17 protein-coding genes and 1 tRNA gene are annotated in these 18,586 nt (G+C 70.1%); 10 read left to right on the forward strand and 8 right to left on the reverse strand.

Features of this window, described 5'->3' with window-relative positions; all coding sequences use genetic code 11:
• Positions 1–50: 50 nt before the first annotated feature.
• The 3 genes from ACIQD6_RS14325 to ACIQD6_RS14335 all read right to left on the reverse strand — a co-directional run bounded on the left by ACIQD6_RS14325 (position 51) and on the right by ACIQD6_RS14335 (position 5,097).
• A complete protein-coding gene (locus ACIQD6_RS14325) occupies positions 51–1,415 on the reverse strand; it encodes a beta-ketoacyl-[acyl-carrier-protein] synthase family protein (RefSeq protein WP_401881858.1) in 1,365 nt (454 codons plus the stop codon).
• Complete coding sequence (locus tag ACIQD6_RS14330) at positions 1,412–2,635, reverse strand: beta-ketoacyl-ACP synthase 3 (RefSeq protein WP_401882860.1); 1,224 nt, start codon at positions 2,633–2,635, stop codon at positions 1,412–1,414. The genes ACIQD6_RS14325 and ACIQD6_RS14330 overlap by 4 nt, the downstream gene beginning before the upstream one ends.
• Before the next feature lie 203 nt (positions 2,636–2,838).
• Positions 2,839–5,097, reverse strand: a complete 2,259-nt coding sequence (locus ACIQD6_RS14335; protein ID WP_401881860.1) for a family 2 encapsulin nanocompartment cargo protein terpene cyclase — start codon at positions 5,095–5,097, stop codon at positions 2,839–2,841.
• Between the two features lie 157 nt (positions 5,098–5,254).
• Here ACIQD6_RS14335 and ACIQD6_RS14340 point away from each other — a divergent pair, with 157 nt between their 5' ends.
• The 5 genes from ACIQD6_RS14340 to ACIQD6_RS14360 all read left to right on the forward strand — a co-directional run bounded on the left by ACIQD6_RS14340 (position 5,255) and on the right by ACIQD6_RS14360 (position 9,213).
• Complete coding sequence (locus ACIQD6_RS14340; RefSeq protein ID WP_401881863.1) at positions 5,255–5,878, forward strand: HhH-GPD-type base excision DNA repair protein; 624 nt, start codon at positions 5,255–5,257, stop codon at positions 5,876–5,878.
• A complete protein-coding gene (locus ACIQD6_RS14345; RefSeq protein ID WP_401881865.1) occupies positions 5,875–7,404 on the forward strand; it encodes a M28 family metallopeptidase in 1,530 nt (509 codons plus the stop codon). The genes ACIQD6_RS14340 and ACIQD6_RS14345 overlap by 4 nt, the downstream gene beginning before the upstream one ends.
• Before the next feature lie 182 nt (positions 7,405–7,586).
• A complete protein-coding gene (locus tag ACIQD6_RS14350) occupies positions 7,587–7,973 on the forward strand; it encodes a hypothetical protein (protein ID WP_401881867.1) in 387 nt (128 codons plus the stop codon).
• Positions 7,974–8,175: 202 nt separating this feature from the next.
• Entirely contained in the window at positions 8,176–8,478 is a 303-nt protein-coding gene (locus ACIQD6_RS14355) for a type II toxin-antitoxin system VapB family antitoxin (protein ID WP_401881870.1), read from the forward strand.
• A 135-nt stretch (positions 8,479–8,613) separates the two neighbouring features.
• Positions 8,614–9,213, forward strand: a complete 600-nt coding sequence (locus ACIQD6_RS14360; protein ID WP_401882862.1) for a LytR C-terminal domain-containing protein — start codon at positions 8,614–8,616, stop codon at positions 9,211–9,213.
• A gap of 61 nt (positions 9,214–9,274) precedes the next feature.
• On the opposite strand, the gene upp is transcribed toward ACIQD6_RS14360, so the two are convergent.
• Positions 9,275–9,910: a uracil phosphoribosyltransferase gene (upp, locus tag ACIQD6_RS14365; RefSeq protein WP_401881873.1), complete on the reverse strand. Its 636-nt coding sequence runs from the start codon at positions 9,908–9,910 to the stop codon at positions 9,275–9,277.
• Between the two features lie 260 nt (positions 9,911–10,170).
• Between upp and ACIQD6_RS14370 the strand changes: the two genes are divergently transcribed.
• The 4 genes from ACIQD6_RS14370 to ACIQD6_RS14385 all read left to right on the forward strand — a co-directional run bounded on the left by ACIQD6_RS14370 (position 10,171) and on the right by ACIQD6_RS14385 (position 11,888).
• On the forward strand, positions 10,171–10,413 hold the full coding sequence (locus ACIQD6_RS14370) for a hypothetical protein (protein ID WP_401882865.1): 243 nt from the start codon (positions 10,171–10,173) through the stop codon (positions 10,411–10,413).
• Positions 10,414–10,670: 257 nt separating this feature from the next.
• On the forward strand, positions 10,671–11,231 hold the full coding sequence (locus tag ACIQD6_RS14375; protein WP_401881874.1) for a hypothetical protein: 561 nt from the start codon (positions 10,671–10,673) through the stop codon (positions 11,229–11,231).
• 53 nt (positions 11,232–11,284) lie between these two features.
• Positions 11,285–11,713 (forward strand): tRNA adenosine(34) deaminase TadA, encoded by a 429-nt coding sequence (tadA, locus tag ACIQD6_RS14380; RefSeq protein ID WP_401882868.1) that lies wholly within the window; start codon positions 11,285–11,287, stop codon positions 11,711–11,713.
• 90 nt (positions 11,714–11,803) lie between these two features.
• A tRNA-Ser gene (locus tag ACIQD6_RS14385) sits at positions 11,804–11,888 on the forward strand.
• 426 nt (positions 11,889–12,314) lie between these two features.
• Here the strand turns inward: ACIQD6_RS14385 and purU are convergent.
• The 4 genes from purU to ACIQD6_RS14405 form a co-directional block, all read right to left on the reverse strand.
• The gene (gene purU / locus ACIQD6_RS14390) at positions 12,315–13,220 is read right to left on the reverse strand and encodes a formyltetrahydrofolate deformylase (RefSeq protein ID WP_401881877.1); all 906 of its coding nucleotides are present in this window, start codon (positions 13,218–13,220) and stop codon (positions 12,315–12,317) included.
• Between the two features lies 1 nt (position 13,221).
• Positions 13,222–14,094, reverse strand: a complete 873-nt coding sequence (locus tag ACIQD6_RS14395; RefSeq protein WP_401881880.1) for a methylenetetrahydrofolate reductase — start codon at positions 14,092–14,094, stop codon at positions 13,222–13,224.
• A gap of 91 nt (positions 14,095–14,185) precedes the next feature.
• Positions 14,186–15,520, reverse strand: a complete 1,335-nt coding sequence (locus tag ACIQD6_RS14400; protein ID WP_401881883.1) for an aminomethyl transferase family protein — start codon at positions 15,518–15,520, stop codon at positions 14,186–14,188.
• A gap of 193 nt (positions 15,521–15,713) precedes the next feature.
• Positions 15,714–17,369, reverse strand: coding sequence for an MFS transporter (locus tag ACIQD6_RS14405; protein ID WP_401881885.1), 1,656 nt, complete (start codon positions 17,367–17,369; stop codon positions 15,714–15,716).
• A 222-nt stretch (positions 17,370–17,591) separates the two neighbouring features.
• Between ACIQD6_RS14405 and ACIQD6_RS14410 the strand changes: the two genes are divergently transcribed.
• Positions 17,592–18,584, forward strand: a complete 993-nt coding sequence (locus ACIQD6_RS14410) for an Lrp/AsnC family transcriptional regulator (RefSeq protein ID WP_401882870.1) — start codon at positions 17,592–17,594, stop codon at positions 18,582–18,584.
• The last annotated feature ends 2 nt before the right edge of the window (positions 18,585–18,586 follow it).

An 18,586-nucleotide genomic window follows, 5' to 3' on the forward strand; every position in this document is an offset into this window, starting at 1 on the left:
CGGTGAGCGACCCAACTGCCCCACGCCTTCCAGGTCCTGTCCGGGCCCCCTCAGGCCCGCCGGAACGCCAGCGCCACGTTGTGTCCGCCGAACCCGAACGAGTGACTCACCGCCGTCTCCACCTCCTGCTTACGGGCCGCCTTGGTCACACAGTCGAGGTCGAACTCCACCGCGGGCGCGTCCAGGTTGGCGATCGGCGGGATCACGCCGTGTTCGAGCGTCAGCACCGTCGCCACCGCCTCGATCGCCCCGGCGGCCGCCAGCGTGTGCCCCACCACCCCCTTCGGCGCGGTGACCGGCGGACGGCGCGGGAAGACGCGCTCGATCAGCTTGGCCTCCATGGAGTCGTTGAGCGGGGTGGACGTGCCGTGCGCGTTGACGTGTTCGACGTCGTACGGACTCCAGTCCGCGTCCCGCAGCGCCGTCTCCACCGCCGCCTGGGCGCCCCTGCCCTGCGGCTCGGGGGCCGTCGGGTGGTGCGCGTCCGTACTGGATCCCGCGCCGGCCAGCAGCGCGCGCGGCGCCCTGCCCCGGGCTCGGGCATCCGCCTCCCGCTCCAGCACGACCATGCCCGCGCCCTCGCCGATGACGAATCCGTCCCGGTCAGCGGCGAACGGCCGGGACGCCCCGCCCGGGTGGCCGGTACGCGTCGACAGCGCGCCCATCCGCGCGAAGGCCGTCACCACCAGCGGGGTCAGTACGGACTCGGCGCCCCCGGCCACCACCACATCGCACTGCTCGCTGACCAGCAGGTCCCGGGCCACCGCGATCGCCGTGGCTCCCGAGGCGCAGGCGGTCGCCGGGGCCAGGCTGGGGCCCCGGGCCTTGAGCGCGATGGCGACCTCGCCCGCCGCCGCGTTCGGGATCATCATCGGCACCAGCAGCGGCGAGACCGCGTCCGGGCCGTCCGCGTGCATCTTCAGCGCGTTGTCGGCGAGTACGGACACACCGCCGACCCCCACGCCGAGCACCACACCCACCCGGCCGCCGTCCCAGGTCAGGGGGTCGAGTCCGGCGTCCGTCACCGCCTGCCGGGCGGCGATCAGCGCCAGCTTCACAAACCGCGCCATGCGCCACACCGAACGCCCGCCCACCTCGGCGTCCACATCCAGTTCTTCGATCGCGCAGGTGAAGTCGACCGGCATTCCCGCCAGTTCGGACCGCCGCCGGGCGACGGACCGGCCGGCGCACAGACCTTCCCAGAACGCCCGCTCGTCACTGCCCGCGGGAGTCACCACTCCGAGCCCTGTCACCGCGACCCCGACCACGCCCCGCCCTCCACACCGCTCGACCACGCCCCGACCCCCACGTTCGCCACGCTCCCCGACCACGCCCCGCCCCCCATGCATGCTGCTCTCCCCGGCCACGCCCCGCTCCTCGCGCTCGCCGCGCCCCCGCTCGGACCGCCTCGTCATGCTCCGTTCCCTTCGTAGGGCGCGGTTCCGGAGGTCGCGGTTCCGGAGGTCGCGGTTCCGGAGGGCACAGTTCCGGAGGGCGCGGTGCCAACGGCCGGGGACTCGACCCCGGCCAGGGACCCGGGCCAACTGAGCGCCGCCGACCCCCAGGTGAGACCTCCGCCGAAAGCGGTCAGCAGCACGCGGTCGCCCGCGCGGAACCGCCCCTGGGCGGCCGCGTCCGCCAGCGCCAGGGGAATGGACGCCGCGCCCGTGTTGCCGACCCGGTCGAGGTGCGTGACGCAGCACCCCGCGCCGATGCCCAGCCGTTCGGCGACGGCCCGCAGGATCCGGGCGTTGGCCTGGTGCGGTACGAAGTGGTCCACATCGGCCGCGTCCCAGCCCACCTCGCTCAGCAGGGAGCGGCACGAACCGGTCATCCGCTCGACCGCGTGCTGATAGACCGCCCGGCCCCTCATCCGGAAGAACTCGTCTCCCTCGGCGGGCGGTTGGGCCACGCTCCGGGCCCGCGCACCGCCCCCGTCCACCGTGATCAGGTCGTATCCCTCGCCGTCACTGCCCAGGTCGAAGGCGAGCAGTTCGCCCGCGGCCCCGGCCCGGCCCGCGCCGATCAGCGCCGCCCCGGCGCCGTCGCCGAACACCACGCCCGACGAACGGTCCCGCGGGTCCAGCCAGGTCGAGTACACGTCCGCGCCCACCAGCAGCACCCGGTCGTACAGCCCCGACACCACCAGTCCGTGGCAGACCGCGAGGCCGTACACGAAGCCGCTGCACACCGCGCCGATGTCGAACGCGGGTACCGTGCCCAGCCCCAGCCTGGCCGCCAGCGCGGGCGCCGTGCCCGGACACAGATGGTCCGGCGTGGCCGTGGCCAGCACCACGGCGTCCACCGCGCCCGCCACGCCCCCGGCGTTCACAGCGCCCACCGTCCCGGCCGACGCCCCGGAAGTCACATCGCCCGACACACCTCCCGACACTCCGGCCGTCATCCTGGCCGACACCCCGGCGGGCGCCGCCGTACGGGCCGCCCCCGCGCCGCCGACCAGCAGCCGGGCCGCTTCGTACGCGAGGTCGCCCGTCGACATCCCCGCACCGGCCCGGTGGCGGGCGGCGATGCCCGTGCGCGTACGCACCCAGGCGTCATCCACCTCCCACGCGGCGGGAAGCTCCTCGTTGAGAACCGGCTCCCCCGGCACCCATCCGGCGACGGCCTCCAGCACCGCCGTCCGCACACCCCCGCCCCGGCCCGTCCCCGGCGCGCCGGACCTCGCCGTGTCCACCCCCGGCGCGTCCGTCCCCGGGCGGGCGCGCGGCGCTCGCGCCTCCGCGCGCCCGTACAGTGCGTATCCTCTCGCCACTCACGGCCCCCATCCGGTAAACGATCACATCGACCGGATGACAAACGGCGCCGCCCGTGGGCCGGTTACTGCGCCATTTGGGGGACAGCCGACGAGGGCTTCCAACCCGGCAGGTGAATCCGCGCCGCGGAGGTGCCACGTCCGGTGGGTACGGGCGGCAGCCGGCGGGTGACGCCCGCGCGGTCCTCCAGCAGCTCGGCTTCCTTGTAACGCTTGCAGCCGTGGTGCCAGTTCAGGATTCCGGAGAGCCAGTTCTCCAGCTCCTTCACATAGCCGTCCAGCACCTTCCTGGCCTCCCCGTCCAGGTCGAAGTCGTCGTACAGCATGGGCAGTTCATTGGCGGCGACATGCTGGAACTGGCTCATCCGCGAGTTCATCAGGTCATCGACGACGGAGAGAGCGGTGGGGTAGTCGCAGTTGAAGAAGTTCTGCACGACGAGCACACCGTTGTGGACCTCGCCCTCGTACTCGATCTCCTTCTGGTACGAGAAGACGTCGTTCATCAGGCAGGCGTAGTCCTGGGCCGCGTTCTCCAACGACCGCATGGGGCCGCTGCGGTAGACCTCCGGCGGCACCTGGCGGCCGTGACCGATCCGGCACAGGCTCATCGTCATGGCCGAGCCGAACGTGTGCCGGCGCATCTCCATGTAGTCGACGGGGTCGGGAACGCGGTTCTGCGCCTGGTTGGCCAGCTCCCAGAGCCAGCTGGCGGTCATGTCCTCGACGGACTGACGGAACATGCGGCGGGCGTCCACGTCCATCGGTCCCGCCGTCCTGGTCCACAGGTCCGCCAGGCCCCGCTCCAGCGCGTTGGCCGGCGCCGGCGTCCCGGCGCTCTCGACCGGCATGAACAGCGAGAGCCGTTCGTTGCACGCCTTCGCGCCCGCCAGGTCACGGGTGTTGCCGTAGACGACCGGGAAATAGTCGTCGCCGTACGTCCCCCAGGCCAGCCAGTCAGAGGTCAGGTCGAGCTCCTCCGCAGTGGCGTCCGGATGGATACCGGCCGAGCAGAGCGGCAGGTCGATGCGCCTGATCCGCTTCTCGTCCCAGACGTCGGAGCCGGGCACGCCGGGCTGTGCCCGAAGGATCCCCATCCGGTGGGCCCACTCGACGGTGTGCTCCCGCGAGTGGTCCAGATGCGGGCTCAGCGACAGCGGGAACGGCATCCGGAAGTCGGGCAGCACGGAGGGCCCGACCTTCTGGAACGGCACATGGCTGTGGCTGCGCGTCCGCGCCGGGTGGCCGACGCCGATCGTCTTCGCGATGTCCGCCGCCGCCGTGCCGAGGCCGACCGGGGTCATCGAGAACGACGTACCCGAGCCGGAACCCGAACCGCCGCCGTTCATGTAGCGGCTGGAGCGCATGTGCCACTCATGGCCGCCCGACTGCCAGTCCTGGAGCCCCTTCACATAGGCGAGGGTGTCGGCGCACTGCCGCGGGTCGAGGCCGTTCTCCACGAAGAGCGGGCCCAGCTCGGTCAGCGCGGTGTTCTCGAACTGCTGGATGCGCGAGGTGATCAGATCGTTGACGGCGTCGGCCGCCTCCTGTGTCGTACAGCCCAGGAACGTCTCCAGGACGAGCACGCCGTTGCTCAGCTCGCCCTCCTCCTCGATCTCCCGCTGGTACGAGAACAGGTCGTTGCGCAGATGGACCGCGTCCGAGAACGAGTCCTTGAGGACCCGGAGCGGACGGGAACCGGCTATCGGCGCGGGGATCTCGGCGCCCGCCGCGTATTCGACGAGCCCGGCCGACCACGGCGCTCCGCCGACCTTCCGGCGCATCTCGATGTACTCGACCGGATTCGCCACCCGGTGCGCGTTGATGTTCGAGAGCTCCCAGTCGGACTCGTTGAGCAGATTCTCGGTGCTCTCCGCGAACCGCTCACGCCACCCCAGGGACATGCTCGGGACCGTACGCGCCCAGAGATCCGCCAGGCCCGCTTCGACCGGATTGGTCGGCTCGGGAAAACCGGCGGTCAGATCCATCGGCATGAAGGAGGCCAGCCGGTCGAGATACGCCTTGCCGCCCTCCCGGTCCTGAGGCTTTTTGTAGACCTCCAGGAAGTGGTCGTCGAAGAAGAACACCCACACATACCAGTCGGTGACGAGCGACAACGCCGGGCCGTCACAATCCGGATGGGTGTACGAACAGAGCAGCGCGTAATCGTGGGAATCGAGATCGCGCTCCTCCCAGACGCCCGATCCCTCCAGCATCCCCATGTCCCTGGCCCATATCTTGGAGTGCTCTCTGGCCTCCTCCAGATGGGGATTGAGTCGGGCCGGATACGCGAGGTAGAAATCCGGCAGGTCAAAGGGCTGAGTCACGGACACGCGGCCTTTCCGAAGGTTCCGGAGGTTTTTCGTTCCGCCCCGGTCTACCCGTCCCTCACCTCCCCCATCCGGACCATTGATTAGTCATATGAACTGACCCATGGCGCACGGTGGACATGCACGACCGGCGGCCCCGGGTGATCATCACGGAATGAGCACCACAATCCGGCTCGCACAACAGCCCGAGGCCGACGAACTGCTCGGCCGCAGCCCGCTGGCCGCCCTGGTCGGCATGCTGCTGGACCAGCAGGTCCCGATGGAATGGGCCTTCTCCGGCCCGTACACCATCGCCGTACGCCTGGGTGGTGACGATCTCGACGCCCGCGAGATCGCCGCGTACGACCCCGAGGCCTTCGTCGCACTGCTCTCGGACAAGCCCGCCGTGCACCGCTATCCGGGCTCCATGGCCAGGCGCGTACAGCAGCTCTGCCAGTACCTGGTCGAGCACTACGACGCCGATCCCAGCGCGATCTGGCGTGATGTCGCCACCGGAAGGGAAGTACTGGAGCGGCTGAACGCGCTGCCCGGTTTCGGGAAGCAGAAATCCCAGATCTTCCTCGCACTGCTGGGCAAACAGTTCGGTGTACAGCCGGAGGGCTGGCGGGCGGCCGCCGGCGCGTACGGCGACGTGGGGTCGTACCGCTCGGCGGCGGACATCACGGGGCCCGAATCGCTGGCCAAGGTCCGGGCGTTCAAACAGGAAGCCAAACGCGCGGCGAAGGCGGCGCAGACGTCAAAGACAGCGCAGCCCGAGAAAGGATCACCGTCCCCGTGAACGCGTCCCCTCCCCGATTCCTGGCCGTTGCGGCCGCCACCGTGCTCACCGTCCCCCTTCTGCTGTCCGCCGCCCCGGCCACCGCGCGAGCGCACACCCCGGCCGAGGACGCGGCGGACTTCTCCCAGAAGCTGGTGCACGCGGCATCCGCCCGGGGCGCCCACCGGCATCTGGAGAAGTTCCAGGCCATCGCGGACTCCGCCGACGGCAACCGGGCCGCCGGATCCCCCGGCCACGACGCCTCCGCCGCGTATGTGTACACCCAGCTCAAGGACGCCGGCTATCAGGTCTCGTACGACACCTTCGACTTCACCTATATCGAGACGCTCGCCGAGAAGCTCTCGGTCACCGCGCCGACCCCGCGCGAGGTCGAGATCGCGGCCATGTCGTACACCAAGTCCACCCCGGAGGGCGGCCTCAAGGCCGCACTCGCCCCCGTACCGGCGGACGCGACCACGGGCTGCGAGCCCGCCGACTACGCCGCCAAAGGCTTCACCGGCAAGATCGCGCTGATCCAGCGCGGCGGCTGCGACTTCGCCCAGAAACAGAAGCAAGCGGCAGCGGCGGGCGCGGTCGGCGCGATCATCTACAACAACGCCTCGGGCGCGCTCAACGGGACGCTCGGCGGCCCCGACACCGCCGTGATCCCCACCGGCGGCATCACCCAGGCCGAGGGCAAGGCCCTCACCGCCGAGGCCGCCAAGGGCGCCGTGACGGTCTCCATGGACGTCCGCCAGCTCCAGGAGAAGCGCACCACCCGCAACGTGGTCGCCGAGACCAGGGCCGGCGCCCCCGCCCGCACCGTGATGCTCGGCTCCCACCTCGACTCGGTCACCGACGGACCGGGCATGAACGACAACGCCTCGGGTTCGGCAGGACTCCTGGAGGTGGCGCTCCAGCTCGCCAAGAGCCACGAGAAGCCGACGAACAAGGTCCGCTTCGCCTGGTGGTCGGCCGAGGAACTCGGCCTGCTCGGCTCCAAGGCGTACGTCAAGGACCTCACCCCGCAGCAGCGCGCGGACATCGCGCTCTACCTCAACTTCGACATGATCGCCTCGCCCAACCACGCCGAGTTCGTGTACGACGGCGACAACTCGGACGCCACCGGATCGGGACCGGGCCCCGAGGGCTCCGCCCAACTGGAGAAGGACATCAACGACTTCCTCGACAGCAACAAGGTGCCGCACGAGGGAACGGACTTCGACGGCCGCTCCGACTACGGCCCCTTCATCGACGCGGGCATCCCGTCCGGCGGTACGTTCACCGGCGCCGAGGGCGTCAAGTCCGAGGCCCAGGCGAAGCGCTACGGCGGGACGGCGGGCACCGCGTACGACGCCTGCTACCACGCGGCCTGCGACGACCTCTCCAACATCAGCGGGACGGCCTTCGACATCAACATCGACGTGATCGCCGACGCCGTGGGCACCTACGCCCACCACCTCGGCGCTCTGAAGAAACAGACGACGGCGGCACGGCCCACGCGCGACACCGCCGTGCACTCCGCCGGCCACGAGCCCGCCTCGTAACACCCCGGCCGCACCCGCGCGCCCCACCGCCTCCGGGCAGTGGGGCGCGCGCCGTTCGTGGCGTCCCCTCGCGCGGGTACGCCGTGACCTTCCGGCCGTACCTCCAGTTGACCCGGACCAGGCGCGCGATTCCTGCTACTACAAGGGAGCGAGAGCGTACTCCGTCGAGGAAGGGTGACGTGATGACCAGAGCGACCATGCCGCTGTCGGACACGGACTGCCGCTACTGCGAGGCGTGTTGGACCAACAAGGTCGAGACGGCGCGCACGGGCGGCGACGGCGGGAGAGACCTGCTCTGCTTCGGCTGCGTCCGGGAGAACTTCCCCAGACGCGTCGACCTCTTTCCCCCGTACGGGATCTACGGACTCGCGACCCGGAAGGTCCTCCTGGGTCCTGTCCGGCCGGTCGTTGCCAGGCCCGTAACTCCCGGCACGGCAGGACCGACCGGACAGGACCTGGGCGACGGCAGACACGGGAAGCCGGGCGGCCCCCAACTGCCACCCGACCCCGGCCCGCACCCCCCGCCGCACCCGCGCCCCCAGTCCCCGCCCGGAACGCCGCCGGTGTGACAAGCGGCCCCACTCACCCTTTCGGGGGAATCATTTGTACGGCCCGGGTGATCAACTTCCCGGGATCCCGGCGCGAGGACACCGGGAGGACACCGGAAGGATGGCTTCCGCTCTCACTCGCTCCCCCTTTGATACCGAATGGCGCCTTTGCGCTCCACCACCATGGCTGCGCCCGGAGCCGCTCGCCCGGTAGGCTTTCCGTGTGATCTTCAAGCGCATCGGTAACGGGAAGCCGTATCCCGACCACGGCAGGGAAAGCACCCGGCAGTGGGCGGATGTCGCGCCGCGCCCGGTCCGCCTCGATCAGCTCGTGACGACGAAGGGTCAGTTGGACCTGGAGACGCTGCTCGCCGAGGACTCCACCTTCTACGGAGACCTCTTCGCGCATGTCGTGAAGTGGCGGGGCGACCTCTACCTGGAAGACGGACTGCACCGCGCGGTCCGCGCCGCGCTCCAGCAACGCCAGGTGCTGCACGCCCGCGTGCTGGAGCTTGACCTGGGCTGATGTGCCCCGTACGGGTGAACACTGAGCCTTTCGGGGCCTTTCCCTCCCCTGACAGCGCAACCTGCTGATCGTTTAGTAGGAATCATCACCAGGGCGCACTACGCTGCGCTTATGAGCATGCTGACTCCCCCCGGCATGGGTGGAAAGTACCGCGTCACGGGTGACACGTACCCGCGCATGCGCCGCCCTCGTCACCGCCGCAGGATCGCGCTCGCGGCCGTCGCCGGCGTCGTCTCCCTCGGCCTGGTCGGCTGGGGTACCACGCAGCTCATCGACGTCTTCTCGGGAGACGCCGACGGCAAGAAGAGCGCGGCCGGCCGAAAGTCCGGCTGCGCCCCCTCCCAGAAGCCCGCCAAGGCGCTGCCCAAGCCCGGCCAGATCACGGTCAACGTCTACAACGCGACCCCGCGCGGCGGTCTCGCCAAGAGCACCGCCGACGAGCTGAAGAAACGCGGCTTCGTCATCGGCAAGGTGGGCAACGCACCTGCCCCGTACGACAAGAAGGTCCCGGGCGCCGGGATGCTGCTGGGCGCACCGACGGCCTCGGACAGTTCCCTCACGGTCCTCGGCACCCAGCTGAAGGGCGCCACCCCGAAGACGGACGCGCGGAAGACGGCGGACGTCGACCTGATCATCGGAACGGCCTTCAAATCGCTGAACGTGCCGAAGGTCGCGGACCAGGCGCTGGCGACACTGGCGAAGCCCGTGACGCCGTCCTGCGCGGCGCGGCACTAGGACGGCCGGTCCTGCGGGGTGCACGGGATGCACCCCGCAGGACCGTCGGAGCGGCGAACCCTCAGTCCACCGTGCCGTACATACGGTCACCCGCGTCGCCCAGGCCCGGGACGATGTAGCCGTTCTCGTTCAGCCGCTCGTCGACCGCCGCCGTCACGACCGTCACCGGTGCGCCCGCCAGCTCGCGTTCCATCACCTCGACGCCCTCGGGCGCCGCGAGCAGCACGACCGCGGTCACATCGTCCGCACCGCGCTTGATGAGTTCCCTGATCGCCGCGACGAGCGTGCCGCCGGTCGCCAGCATCGGGTCCAGTACGTACACCTGGCGGCCCGAGAGATCCTCGGGCATGCGGGTCGCGTACGTGGACGCCTGGAGCGTCTCCTCGTTACGTATCATCCCGAGGAATCCCACCTCGGCCGTCGGCAGCAGCCGCACCATGCCGTCCAGCATGCCGAGGCCGGCCCGCAGGATCGGGACGACCAGCGGGCGCGGGTGGGAGAGCTTCACCCCCGTCGTGTCCGTCACCGGGGTGTTGATGTCGACCTGTTCGGTCCGCACATCCCGGGTGGCCTCGTACGCCAGCAGGGTGACCAGTTCGTCGGCGAGGCGCCGGAAGGTCGGGGAGTCGGTGCGCCGATCGCGCAGCGTGGTGAGTTTGTGCGCCACCAGCGGGTGGTCGACGACATGAATCCGCATGGCGTCCACAGTAACCGGGGGCCAGGGCTGTACGCGCTGGCATCAACCCCCCTCGCGGAGGGAAGGTGAGAGGAGGTCTCCCCGGTGCTGCCGCGGAGCCGGGAAACCCAGCCTTGGGTGGTGACACATCGATGCGGGACGGGGATCAGCAGGGACCCGGTCAGGGCCTTGAGCAGGCCGGATCCGATGCGCGGGCGCGGACGTGGGAGGCGCTGGCGCGGGGGGCCGAGGTGCGGGAAGCACGGGCGCGGGACGCCGAGGTGCGAGAAGCGCGGGCGCGGGGCGCTCAGGCTCAGGGGGCCAGGGCTCAAGAAGCCAGGGTTCAGGAAGCTCGGATCCAGGAAGCTCCGATTCAGGAGAGCGAGGCGCAGCGGCGTCGGCGCCGCGCGCAGTTCCTGCGGGAGCTGCACGAGGCCAAGGCCCTGCGCGAGCGCGTGAAGCCCCGGCAGGCCCGCGCCGCCCGGATGCGCCAGCAGATGCGGATGCGTACGTTCCGCTGGTAGCCACGCCGGTCCGTGTAGGCCATGTGCGGGCAGTGTGCCCGCCGCGTGTACGGCTCGGACGCGGGCCTCCGCCCGGTTCCTGGGCCGGTGAGGGGACCGCCCGGCACCAGGGCCGAACAGGGGCCTAATAAAATGGCCGCACGACGCAACGGTCGAAGACCTCTCGCGAAGCGTTCGTTTCTGCCACGATTCCGTGTGGGCGGGGCAGACCAGCGCACCGCCGGATCGTCACACCTCTGATCAGTGGGAGAGTCACGGTGTACTTCGCCGCACTGCTCGCGCGCACCGAAGACGGGTGGGAAGCGAGCGATACAGAGCTCGACGATGTGGAGACCTTGTCGGATCTGACCGACCTGGCCCGCGAAGCCTCGGTGGACGAGGACACGGTGCTCGTCTTCATCGAGCAGGAGGATGCCTGGTTCGGCATTCTCCGAGTGGAGGGCGAGGAGGACCCTCGCATCTACGTCTCGGACGCGGCCGCGGCCGCACGCTCCTCGTACGGGGAGATCCTCATTGACGAACTGCTCGGCAGGGACAACGACGACCCGGCCGACGATCTGGACACGCTGGACCTCGACGGTACGGAGGACGGCGAGCCGGACGGGAAGGACGAGGAGTACGAGCACGACGACAACAACGACATCGACGACAGTTCCGTGACGGACGGCGAGACCGTGCCCGCGGGAGCCGTGGGCGACCGCGAGATCCTCGCCGACCTCGGCCTGTCCGAGGCCGATCTGCTGGCGCTGGAGACGGACGCGATGGCCGAGATCGCGGACGCGCTGGGAGCAGCCGAGGTACTGGAGACCGTCCGCTAGTGATCCGGTACGACACGGTGCCCGACCCGGTGCGCGAACCGTGGCGGGCGCCCATGCTCCTCGCCCTGGACGAGGCGGCACGGGCGGCCCGGTCCGGTGACGTGCCGGTCGGCGCCGTCGTGCTGTCCCCGGAAGGGGCCGTACTGTCCGGTGGCCACAACGAACGCGAGGCGACCGGCGACCCGACGGCCCACGCGGAGATCCTGGCGCTCCGCAGGGCGGCCGAAGAGCTCGGCGAGTGGCGGCTGACCGGCTGCACGCTGGTGGTGACGCTGGAGCCGTGCACGATGTGCGCGGGCGCGATCGTGCAGTCCCGGGTGGACCGGGTGGTGTTCGGCGCGCTCGACGAGAAGGCCGGCGCGGCGGGATCACTCTGGGACGTCATCCGGGACCGACGGCTCAACCACCGGCCCGAGGTGATCCACGGGGTGCTCGCCAAGGAGTGCGCCGGGCTGCTGACGACGTTCTTCCGGGACCGCTGACCGGCTGCCCCGCCGCCTCGGAAGCCCTCTGATCGCCGTATCCCCGTATCGATTTCGGACCGCGGCCCACCTTGGGCTAAGCTCTCTCTCGGTAGCGTGTCCGAGCGGCCGAAGGAGCTCGCCTCGAAAGCGAGTGTGGGGAAACTCACCGAGGGTTCAAATCCCTCCGCTACCGCTCTCACACCCTCCTGACCTGCGGAAACGCGGCCAGGAGGGTGTTTTGCGTGCGGCACGTGCCTCACGTCCTGTGAGGCACAGGAGGTCGGCAAGAGCGGGAATGGCACATCCGCCAGGTGCGTCATACCGTCCACGGGGGGATCTGTCCCTGCCGGCCTCTTCGGGGTGTCTCCCACAGCCCGTCTCGTCGGGGTCTGTAAAACGTTCACTTGGCAGACGCGGACGGAGAGCGGCGCTTGTTGGCGACGTATACGGCACTGCCGGGGTTCGTCGCCGACCAGGATCGTGGCCAGGGTGGGCGCGGGTTCACCGGTGGCGATGTAGGAGGCGACACCGTCGGCGGCCTTGGAGCGGACGCCGTGGGCGATCTTCTTGCCGTCGATGACGGTCGTCATGGTCGACCCGTCTTCCTCCGAGGTGCCGGTCAGGCGAAGACGATGGTGTGGTTGCCGTTGCGGATGACGCGGTCCTGGCTGTGCCATTGCACCGCGCGGAAGAGGACAGCCCGTTCCACGTCCGCGCCGCGGCGCTGGAGATCGCCGGTGGTGTCCGCGTGGGTGACGCGGACGACGTCCTGCTCGATGATCGGGCCTTCGTCGAGGTCCTCGGTGACGTAATGGGCTGTCGCACCGATGAGCTTGACGCCGCGTTCCTTGGCCTTGGCGTAGGGGCCGGCTCCGATGAAGGCGGGCAGGAACGAGTGGTGGATGTTGATGATCGGGACGCCGGTGCGGGCGATGAACTCGCCGGAGAGGATCTGCATGTAGCGGGCGAGGACGATGAAGTCGACGTTGCCCGTCAGGAGCCGCAGGTGTTCCGCCTCGGCGGCGGACTTGTCCGGTCCGGACGAGGGGACGTGGAAGAAGGGGATGTTGAAGCTGCGCACTTCTTCCTCTGTGTCGGGGTGATTGGAGATCACCATGGAGATGGTGACGGGGAGCTGTCCGTTGCGGTGGCGCCACAGCAGGTCGAGCAGGCAGTGGTCGGATTTGGAGGCGAAGATCGCCGCCCGCTGGGGTACGGAAAGGTCGCGGAGGGTGAATTCCAGCCCGAAGTCCTTGGCGAGTCGGCGGGTGAGGTCTTCCTCGATCGAGGGAAGTTCGGCCTTGATGTGGTCGAGGCTGAACACGGTGCGCTGGAAGAACGCGCCGCCGCGCGGGTCGTCGGAGTACTGGTCGAGGGAGACGATGTTCGCGCCGTGACGGCTGAGGACCGAACCGACGGCGGCGACGATCCCAGTTCGGTCCGCGCCCTTGACGATCAGTGAAGCGTGCTGCGGTGCGGGCATGCGCGGGGTGGCACGCGCGGGGGTCTCCTGGGTCAGCGTCATGTCAATTCCCTTTCTGCGCGCGGAAATCGGTGATCCACTGGGATGTGGCCCGGATGCCGCCGAAGGTGTAGAAGTGCAGCTTGAGGACGCCGTGGAGGTCCGGTTCGTAGCCCTCGGCCAGGGCGCGGATGAAGCGGTCGGGGCCGGTGGTGCCCATCAGGTTGGTGAGTGAGAATCCGTATTTCTTGACGATGGATGTGCTGGTGCCGACACCGAAGCGGGTGGCGTAGGTCATCAGCCGCTTGATTCCGGCAGGGCCGGGGACCCCGATGCGTACCGGCGTGTCGATGCCGCGTCTGCGTATCTCCTCGACCCAGGTCAGGGCCGGGGTGACGTCGAATCCGAACTGGGTGATGATGTCGCCGGTCAGCCGTTGCTGGGCCAGGGCGGCGGTTTTGTCCTCGACCGCCGTCCAGAGCAGCGGGGTGGGGATGGCGGGGTGGCCTTCGGGGTAGCCGCTGATGCCGACGTGCCGTACGCCGTAGTCCTGGAGGAGCCCGGACGAGATGAGCGCGAGGGAGTCCTCGTAGGGGCCGTGGGAAGCGGTGGGGTCGCCGCCGACGACGAAGACGTTGTCGACGGTGTCGTCGGAGCGCAGTGCGGCGAGGAACTCCTCCAACTCCGCCTGGGAGCACAGTCGGCGGGCCGATATGTGGGGTACGGGAAGGTATCCGAGCCGCCGGACGGCGCGGGCTGCGGCCAGCCGCAGGGCGAGGTCCTCGTTGCCGAGGAAGGTGACGTTGATCCGGGTACCGGGGGGAATGTGGGCGCGGGCTTCTTCGAGCTTGGAGACGTCCTTGCCCGTTATCTCCAGGGAGAAGTCCTCCAGCAGCGGGGCGACGCCCGGGGCGGGGACCGTAGGAAGGGAATCCATGGTGCTCCTCGTTCTGTCGTTCTCCCCGGGCACAGGGGTGCCGTGCGCCCCGGGGTGGGGCGTGCGGGTTGCTGCCGTCGCGGGGGTGGGTTTAGGCGTTGCGCCGGTACTGGGTGCGTGCGTGGTCGTCGTAGGGCACGGGGTGGACGATGGCGCGGACGCGCGGGAGGTCGAGGTGGGCGTCGGGGGCGGTGCCCGGCCCCGGGTGCTCTCCCCACACGACCGTCACCTCGGTACCGGGCGCGGCGTGCTCGTGGTCGACCAGGGCCAGGGAGAGGACCGTGCCGGCCCGGTCGAGGGAATCCGACTGGAAGGTCACCCCTGCCAGCGCGGTACCCGCCTCCACCCGGCCGCGCGCGTAGGTGTGCACGAATCCCGGGTTCCGGCCCAGGGCCTTCGCCAGGTCCTCGGGGGCCAGGACGAGGGTGACCTTGGTGCGCCGGACGCTGTCCTTGGCCGCCTGGAGTGCCTCGCGGCCGATGAAGTCGTGGTTGAAGGAGATCGCCTTGCCGTAGCCCAGTTCGTATGGCGAGCAGTAGAAGTCCTCGATGTTCTCGGAGAAGAAGCTCCCGTGCAGCGGCTGCTGCCCCTCGATCCCGTACAGGGGCACGTGCTCGCGGTAGTCGGTCAGGGCCGGATCGGTGTAGATGGCCGGGGTCGGTGTCGCGATCCAGCCGCTCTCCAGGCTGGCGGTGGGGTAGGCGAGAGCTCCCACGTGTACGAGGCCGAACTGCTCGCCCGTGCTCATCAGTGCCTCCTTCACGGCCTTGGCGTGCTCCCACGGGCCGACGAACTCGAAGCCGGGCTGACCCGCCATGCCGTGCCGCAGGGCACGGAAGTGCATCGCGCCGAGCGAGACCGGGGAGGAGTGGAAGAACTTCGTCGGCGGTATCGGCCCGCCGAAGGCCTCCTCCACCAGAGCGCCCGCCAGCGGCCCCTGCACCTGGTAGCGGAAGAGCGTCGGGCAGGCCTCGCCGCGGTACGCCGAGGACGGGTCGGTGACGAACGTGACGTCGTACCCGCCCTTCTGCCCGTGGTACTTGACCCAGTTCTGTGCGGCAGGAACGCCGCTGAGGGTGTAGGTGTGCTCCGCGTCGCGCATGAGGATGCCGTCGGTGACGATGTTGCCGTCCGGGGCCACGGGGACGAACTGCTTGGCCTGGCCGACCGCGAACTTCTCGTAGTTGTTCGCACTCACCGCCGCCAGCAACCTGGTCGCGTCGGGGCCTTCGACACGCGTGTCGGACATGTGGTGGGACAGGTCCGAAAGCGCGACGCCGGTATGCCATGCGGCCTGCTCCTGACGCCAGCCCGCGTATTCGGGTTCGATGACCTCGGGGGTCCACGGGGCAGGGTCGGGCTTCCACAGCAGCTTCACGGGCGAGCCCGCCTGGTCGATGCCGTCCTGGAGACTGGGTTCTGACATGAGTGGTCCCTCTCGTGATCGCCCGTCCGCGAGCCGCGGTCCAGGCATGAGTTTCTGGTCGGCCGGGCCTCGGGGTATGGCGGGGCCCGGCAAGCGCAGGCGTCCGGGCCCTACCCGGCGGGTGCTGTCGCCTCCCGAGCGGCAGCACTCCCGGCTCACCCGCAGGGGCGAGCGGTCCCGTTCTCCTCCTGGGTCAGGCGCGGTGCCGCGCAAGGGCATGGCCGCTCCCCGGGCCGGCGGTGTCCGCGCCGGTGGCCGGGGTGCCGGGGACAGGCGGCGGAGTGGTCGCGGCAGCCTTGGCGGGGATGGCCGGGACGGCCGTATTGCGGGGGCGGCGCAGCAGGATCGCGGCGACGACGACAGCCAGCAGAGTGAGCGTTGCGGCAACGATCAGGCATAGGCGCAGGCCGTCGAGGAAGGCGTCTCCCACGGCTCCCAGCGCCTGTCCTGTTCCCGCGCCCAGATCCATCCCGGCCACCGCGCCCAGACCACCGGCCTGGGCACGCTCCACGATGTTCTGCCGGGCTTCTCCCTCGAACCCGGCGTCGGCGAGGTGGCCGGGGAAGGTGTGAAGGGCCCGGGAGGTGAGAAGCGCGCCCATGACGGCAGGGCCGAGCGCCGCGCCGACCTGCCGGAAGGCGTTGTTGCCCGCCGCCGCCATACCGGCCAGCTGGTAGGGCACGGACGCGACGGCGGTCGCCGTCATCGGCGTCAGGACGCCTCCCATACCCGCCCCCAGCAGCATCAGCCGCCATATGACGGAGAGGAACGAGGTGTCCGCGTCCAGGGTGGTCAGCGAGACCAGCGAACCGGTGACGACGAGCAGCCCGACCGTGATCAAGTTGCCCGGGGAGATCCGGTGCATGAGGCGCCCCACGGGGCCGCCGACGACGATCGCGGTCGCGGTGACCATCAGCAGGCGCCAGCCGGCCTGGAGGGTGTCGAGCTGCTGGACCATGCCGAAGTAGAGGCTCAGCAGGAAGAAGAAGCCGATCAGCGCCATGAACGTGATCAGCGCGACCAGAGTGGTGGCCGTGAACGCCGGACTGCGGAACAGCCTCAGATCCAGCATCGGGCTGTCGCTGCGCCGCTCGGCCACGATGAAGGCCGCCGAGCAGACTACCGCGATGAGCAGCGCCACCAGGACCTTGACATCGGTGAAGGACCCGGCGCCGCCCTCGATCACCCCGTACACCAGAGCGGTGATCGCCGGTGCGGCGGTGAGCTGGCCGGGCCAGTCCAGCCGCCGCCCGTGGGGGGCACGCGAGTCGGTCAGCAGCCGGACCGCGAAGGCCGCCGCGAGGAGGGAGACGGGGATAACGAGCAGGTAGATCCACCGCCAGGCGGCGTGCTCCAGGATGACTCCGGCGGTGAGCGGGCCCACGGCCAGTGCCGTCAGGAGGGAGGTGGCCCACAGGCCGATGAACTTGCCGCGCTCCCGGTGGTCGGGCACAGCGTGACTGATCAGGGCCAGCGTCGTGGGCAGAAGGGCGGCGGCGCCCAGCCCGGCGAGCGCCTGACCGGCCCACAGCACCTGGATCGACTGGGCGCTCAGCGCGACGGCGGCACCTGCGGCCGAGAGCAGCAGGCCCGCTTGGAACACCTTCTTGCGCCCGTGGACGTCGCCGAACACGCCGGCGGTCAGGATGAACGCCGCCATGGGCAGGACGAACGCGCTCTGCACCCAGGCCAGTTGGGATGTCGAGGCGCCCAGCGCCTCCTGGATGGCGGGCAGGCTCACCGAGACAGTGGTCACCGGCAAGTAGGCGACGAACACGCCCAGACAGGCCATGGCGAGCGTTGCCGCCCGTCGGCCGGTCGGCCCGCTCGCCGAAGGTGCGACGTTCACAGAACACTCCCTTGCGACGCAGCGCGCCGCGATCGATACCCAGCGGGGATGCCCCGTCCGAGCGCCGCCTTCCGGCCGTGGGCCCGAACCGGTCCGACGCCCACGCGGGCCGGACGACATCGCGTCCAGAATGAGCGAGGCCTGGGAGGATCAACGAAGCGAAGAATGATTCCGGGTAGAAATCCACACACGGCATGGGTCTCGTCTTAAGCTTCCGCCGTGATGGACGATGTCGACATGCAAATCCTCCGTGCCGTGCAGTACGCGCCGCGGGCTCCGTTCCGGCTCATCGGCGAAGTGAGCGGAGTGTCGGAGCAGACCGCCGCCCGCCGCTATCACGCCCTGCGGCGCAGCGGCGTGATGCGTGTCGTCGGCCTGGTCAACCCGGCCGTGCACGGAGCCGCCCAGTGGGTCGCCCGCATCCGATGTCGGCCCGACCGTGTCGGCCCGCTCGCCGGCGCCCTCGCCCGCCGCCCCGACATCGCCTACGCCAGCATCGCCTCCGGCGGCTCGGAGATCATCTGCATCATCCGTTCACCGCTCGACGCCCCGCGCGAGGACATGCTGCTCCACCAGCTACCCAAGTCCGCCGCCGTGCTCGATGTCAGCCTCGACCTGCTCATCCATCCTTTCGGCAGCACCGACACAGTCGGCTGGACCGGCTACGGAGGACAGCTCACCCCCGAGCACAGAAACCTGCTGACCGCCGGCCCGCGCCCTGTCCCGGTCGGCCCGCTGCTGGCCCCCAGCGCCGCCGACACCCCACTCCTCGAGAGCCTCGCCGAGGACGGCCGCTCCACCCACACCCAACTCGCCGAGCTCACCGGCTGGTCCAAAGGACGCATCGCCCGCCGCCTGGAGGCCCTGGAAAAATCCGGCACCCTCTCCTACGACATCGACCTGCTCCCCGAACGCCTCGGCTACCACCTCACCGCCACCCTCTGGCTACGCACCACCCCCACCCGCCTCCAGCACGTCGGAGAGGAGATCGCCCGCCACGACGAAGTCGCCTTCACCGGAGCCATCAGCGGCCACCACAACATCATGGCCATCGTCGTCTGCCACGATGCCGACGACCTGTTCCGCTATCTGACCACCCGCCTCGCCGCCGTTCCCGGCATCGACGCCTACGAGACCAGCATCCGCACTCGACGCCTCAAACAGGCCGCGTCCCTCATCTCTCACGGCCGCCTCGTCCGCCCAGCCCCCGCCTAGGG

This window comes from Streptomyces sp. NPDC088400, assembly GCF_044753355.1.
Lineage (GTDB): Bacteria > Actinomycetota > Actinomycetes > Streptomycetales > Streptomycetaceae > Streptomyces.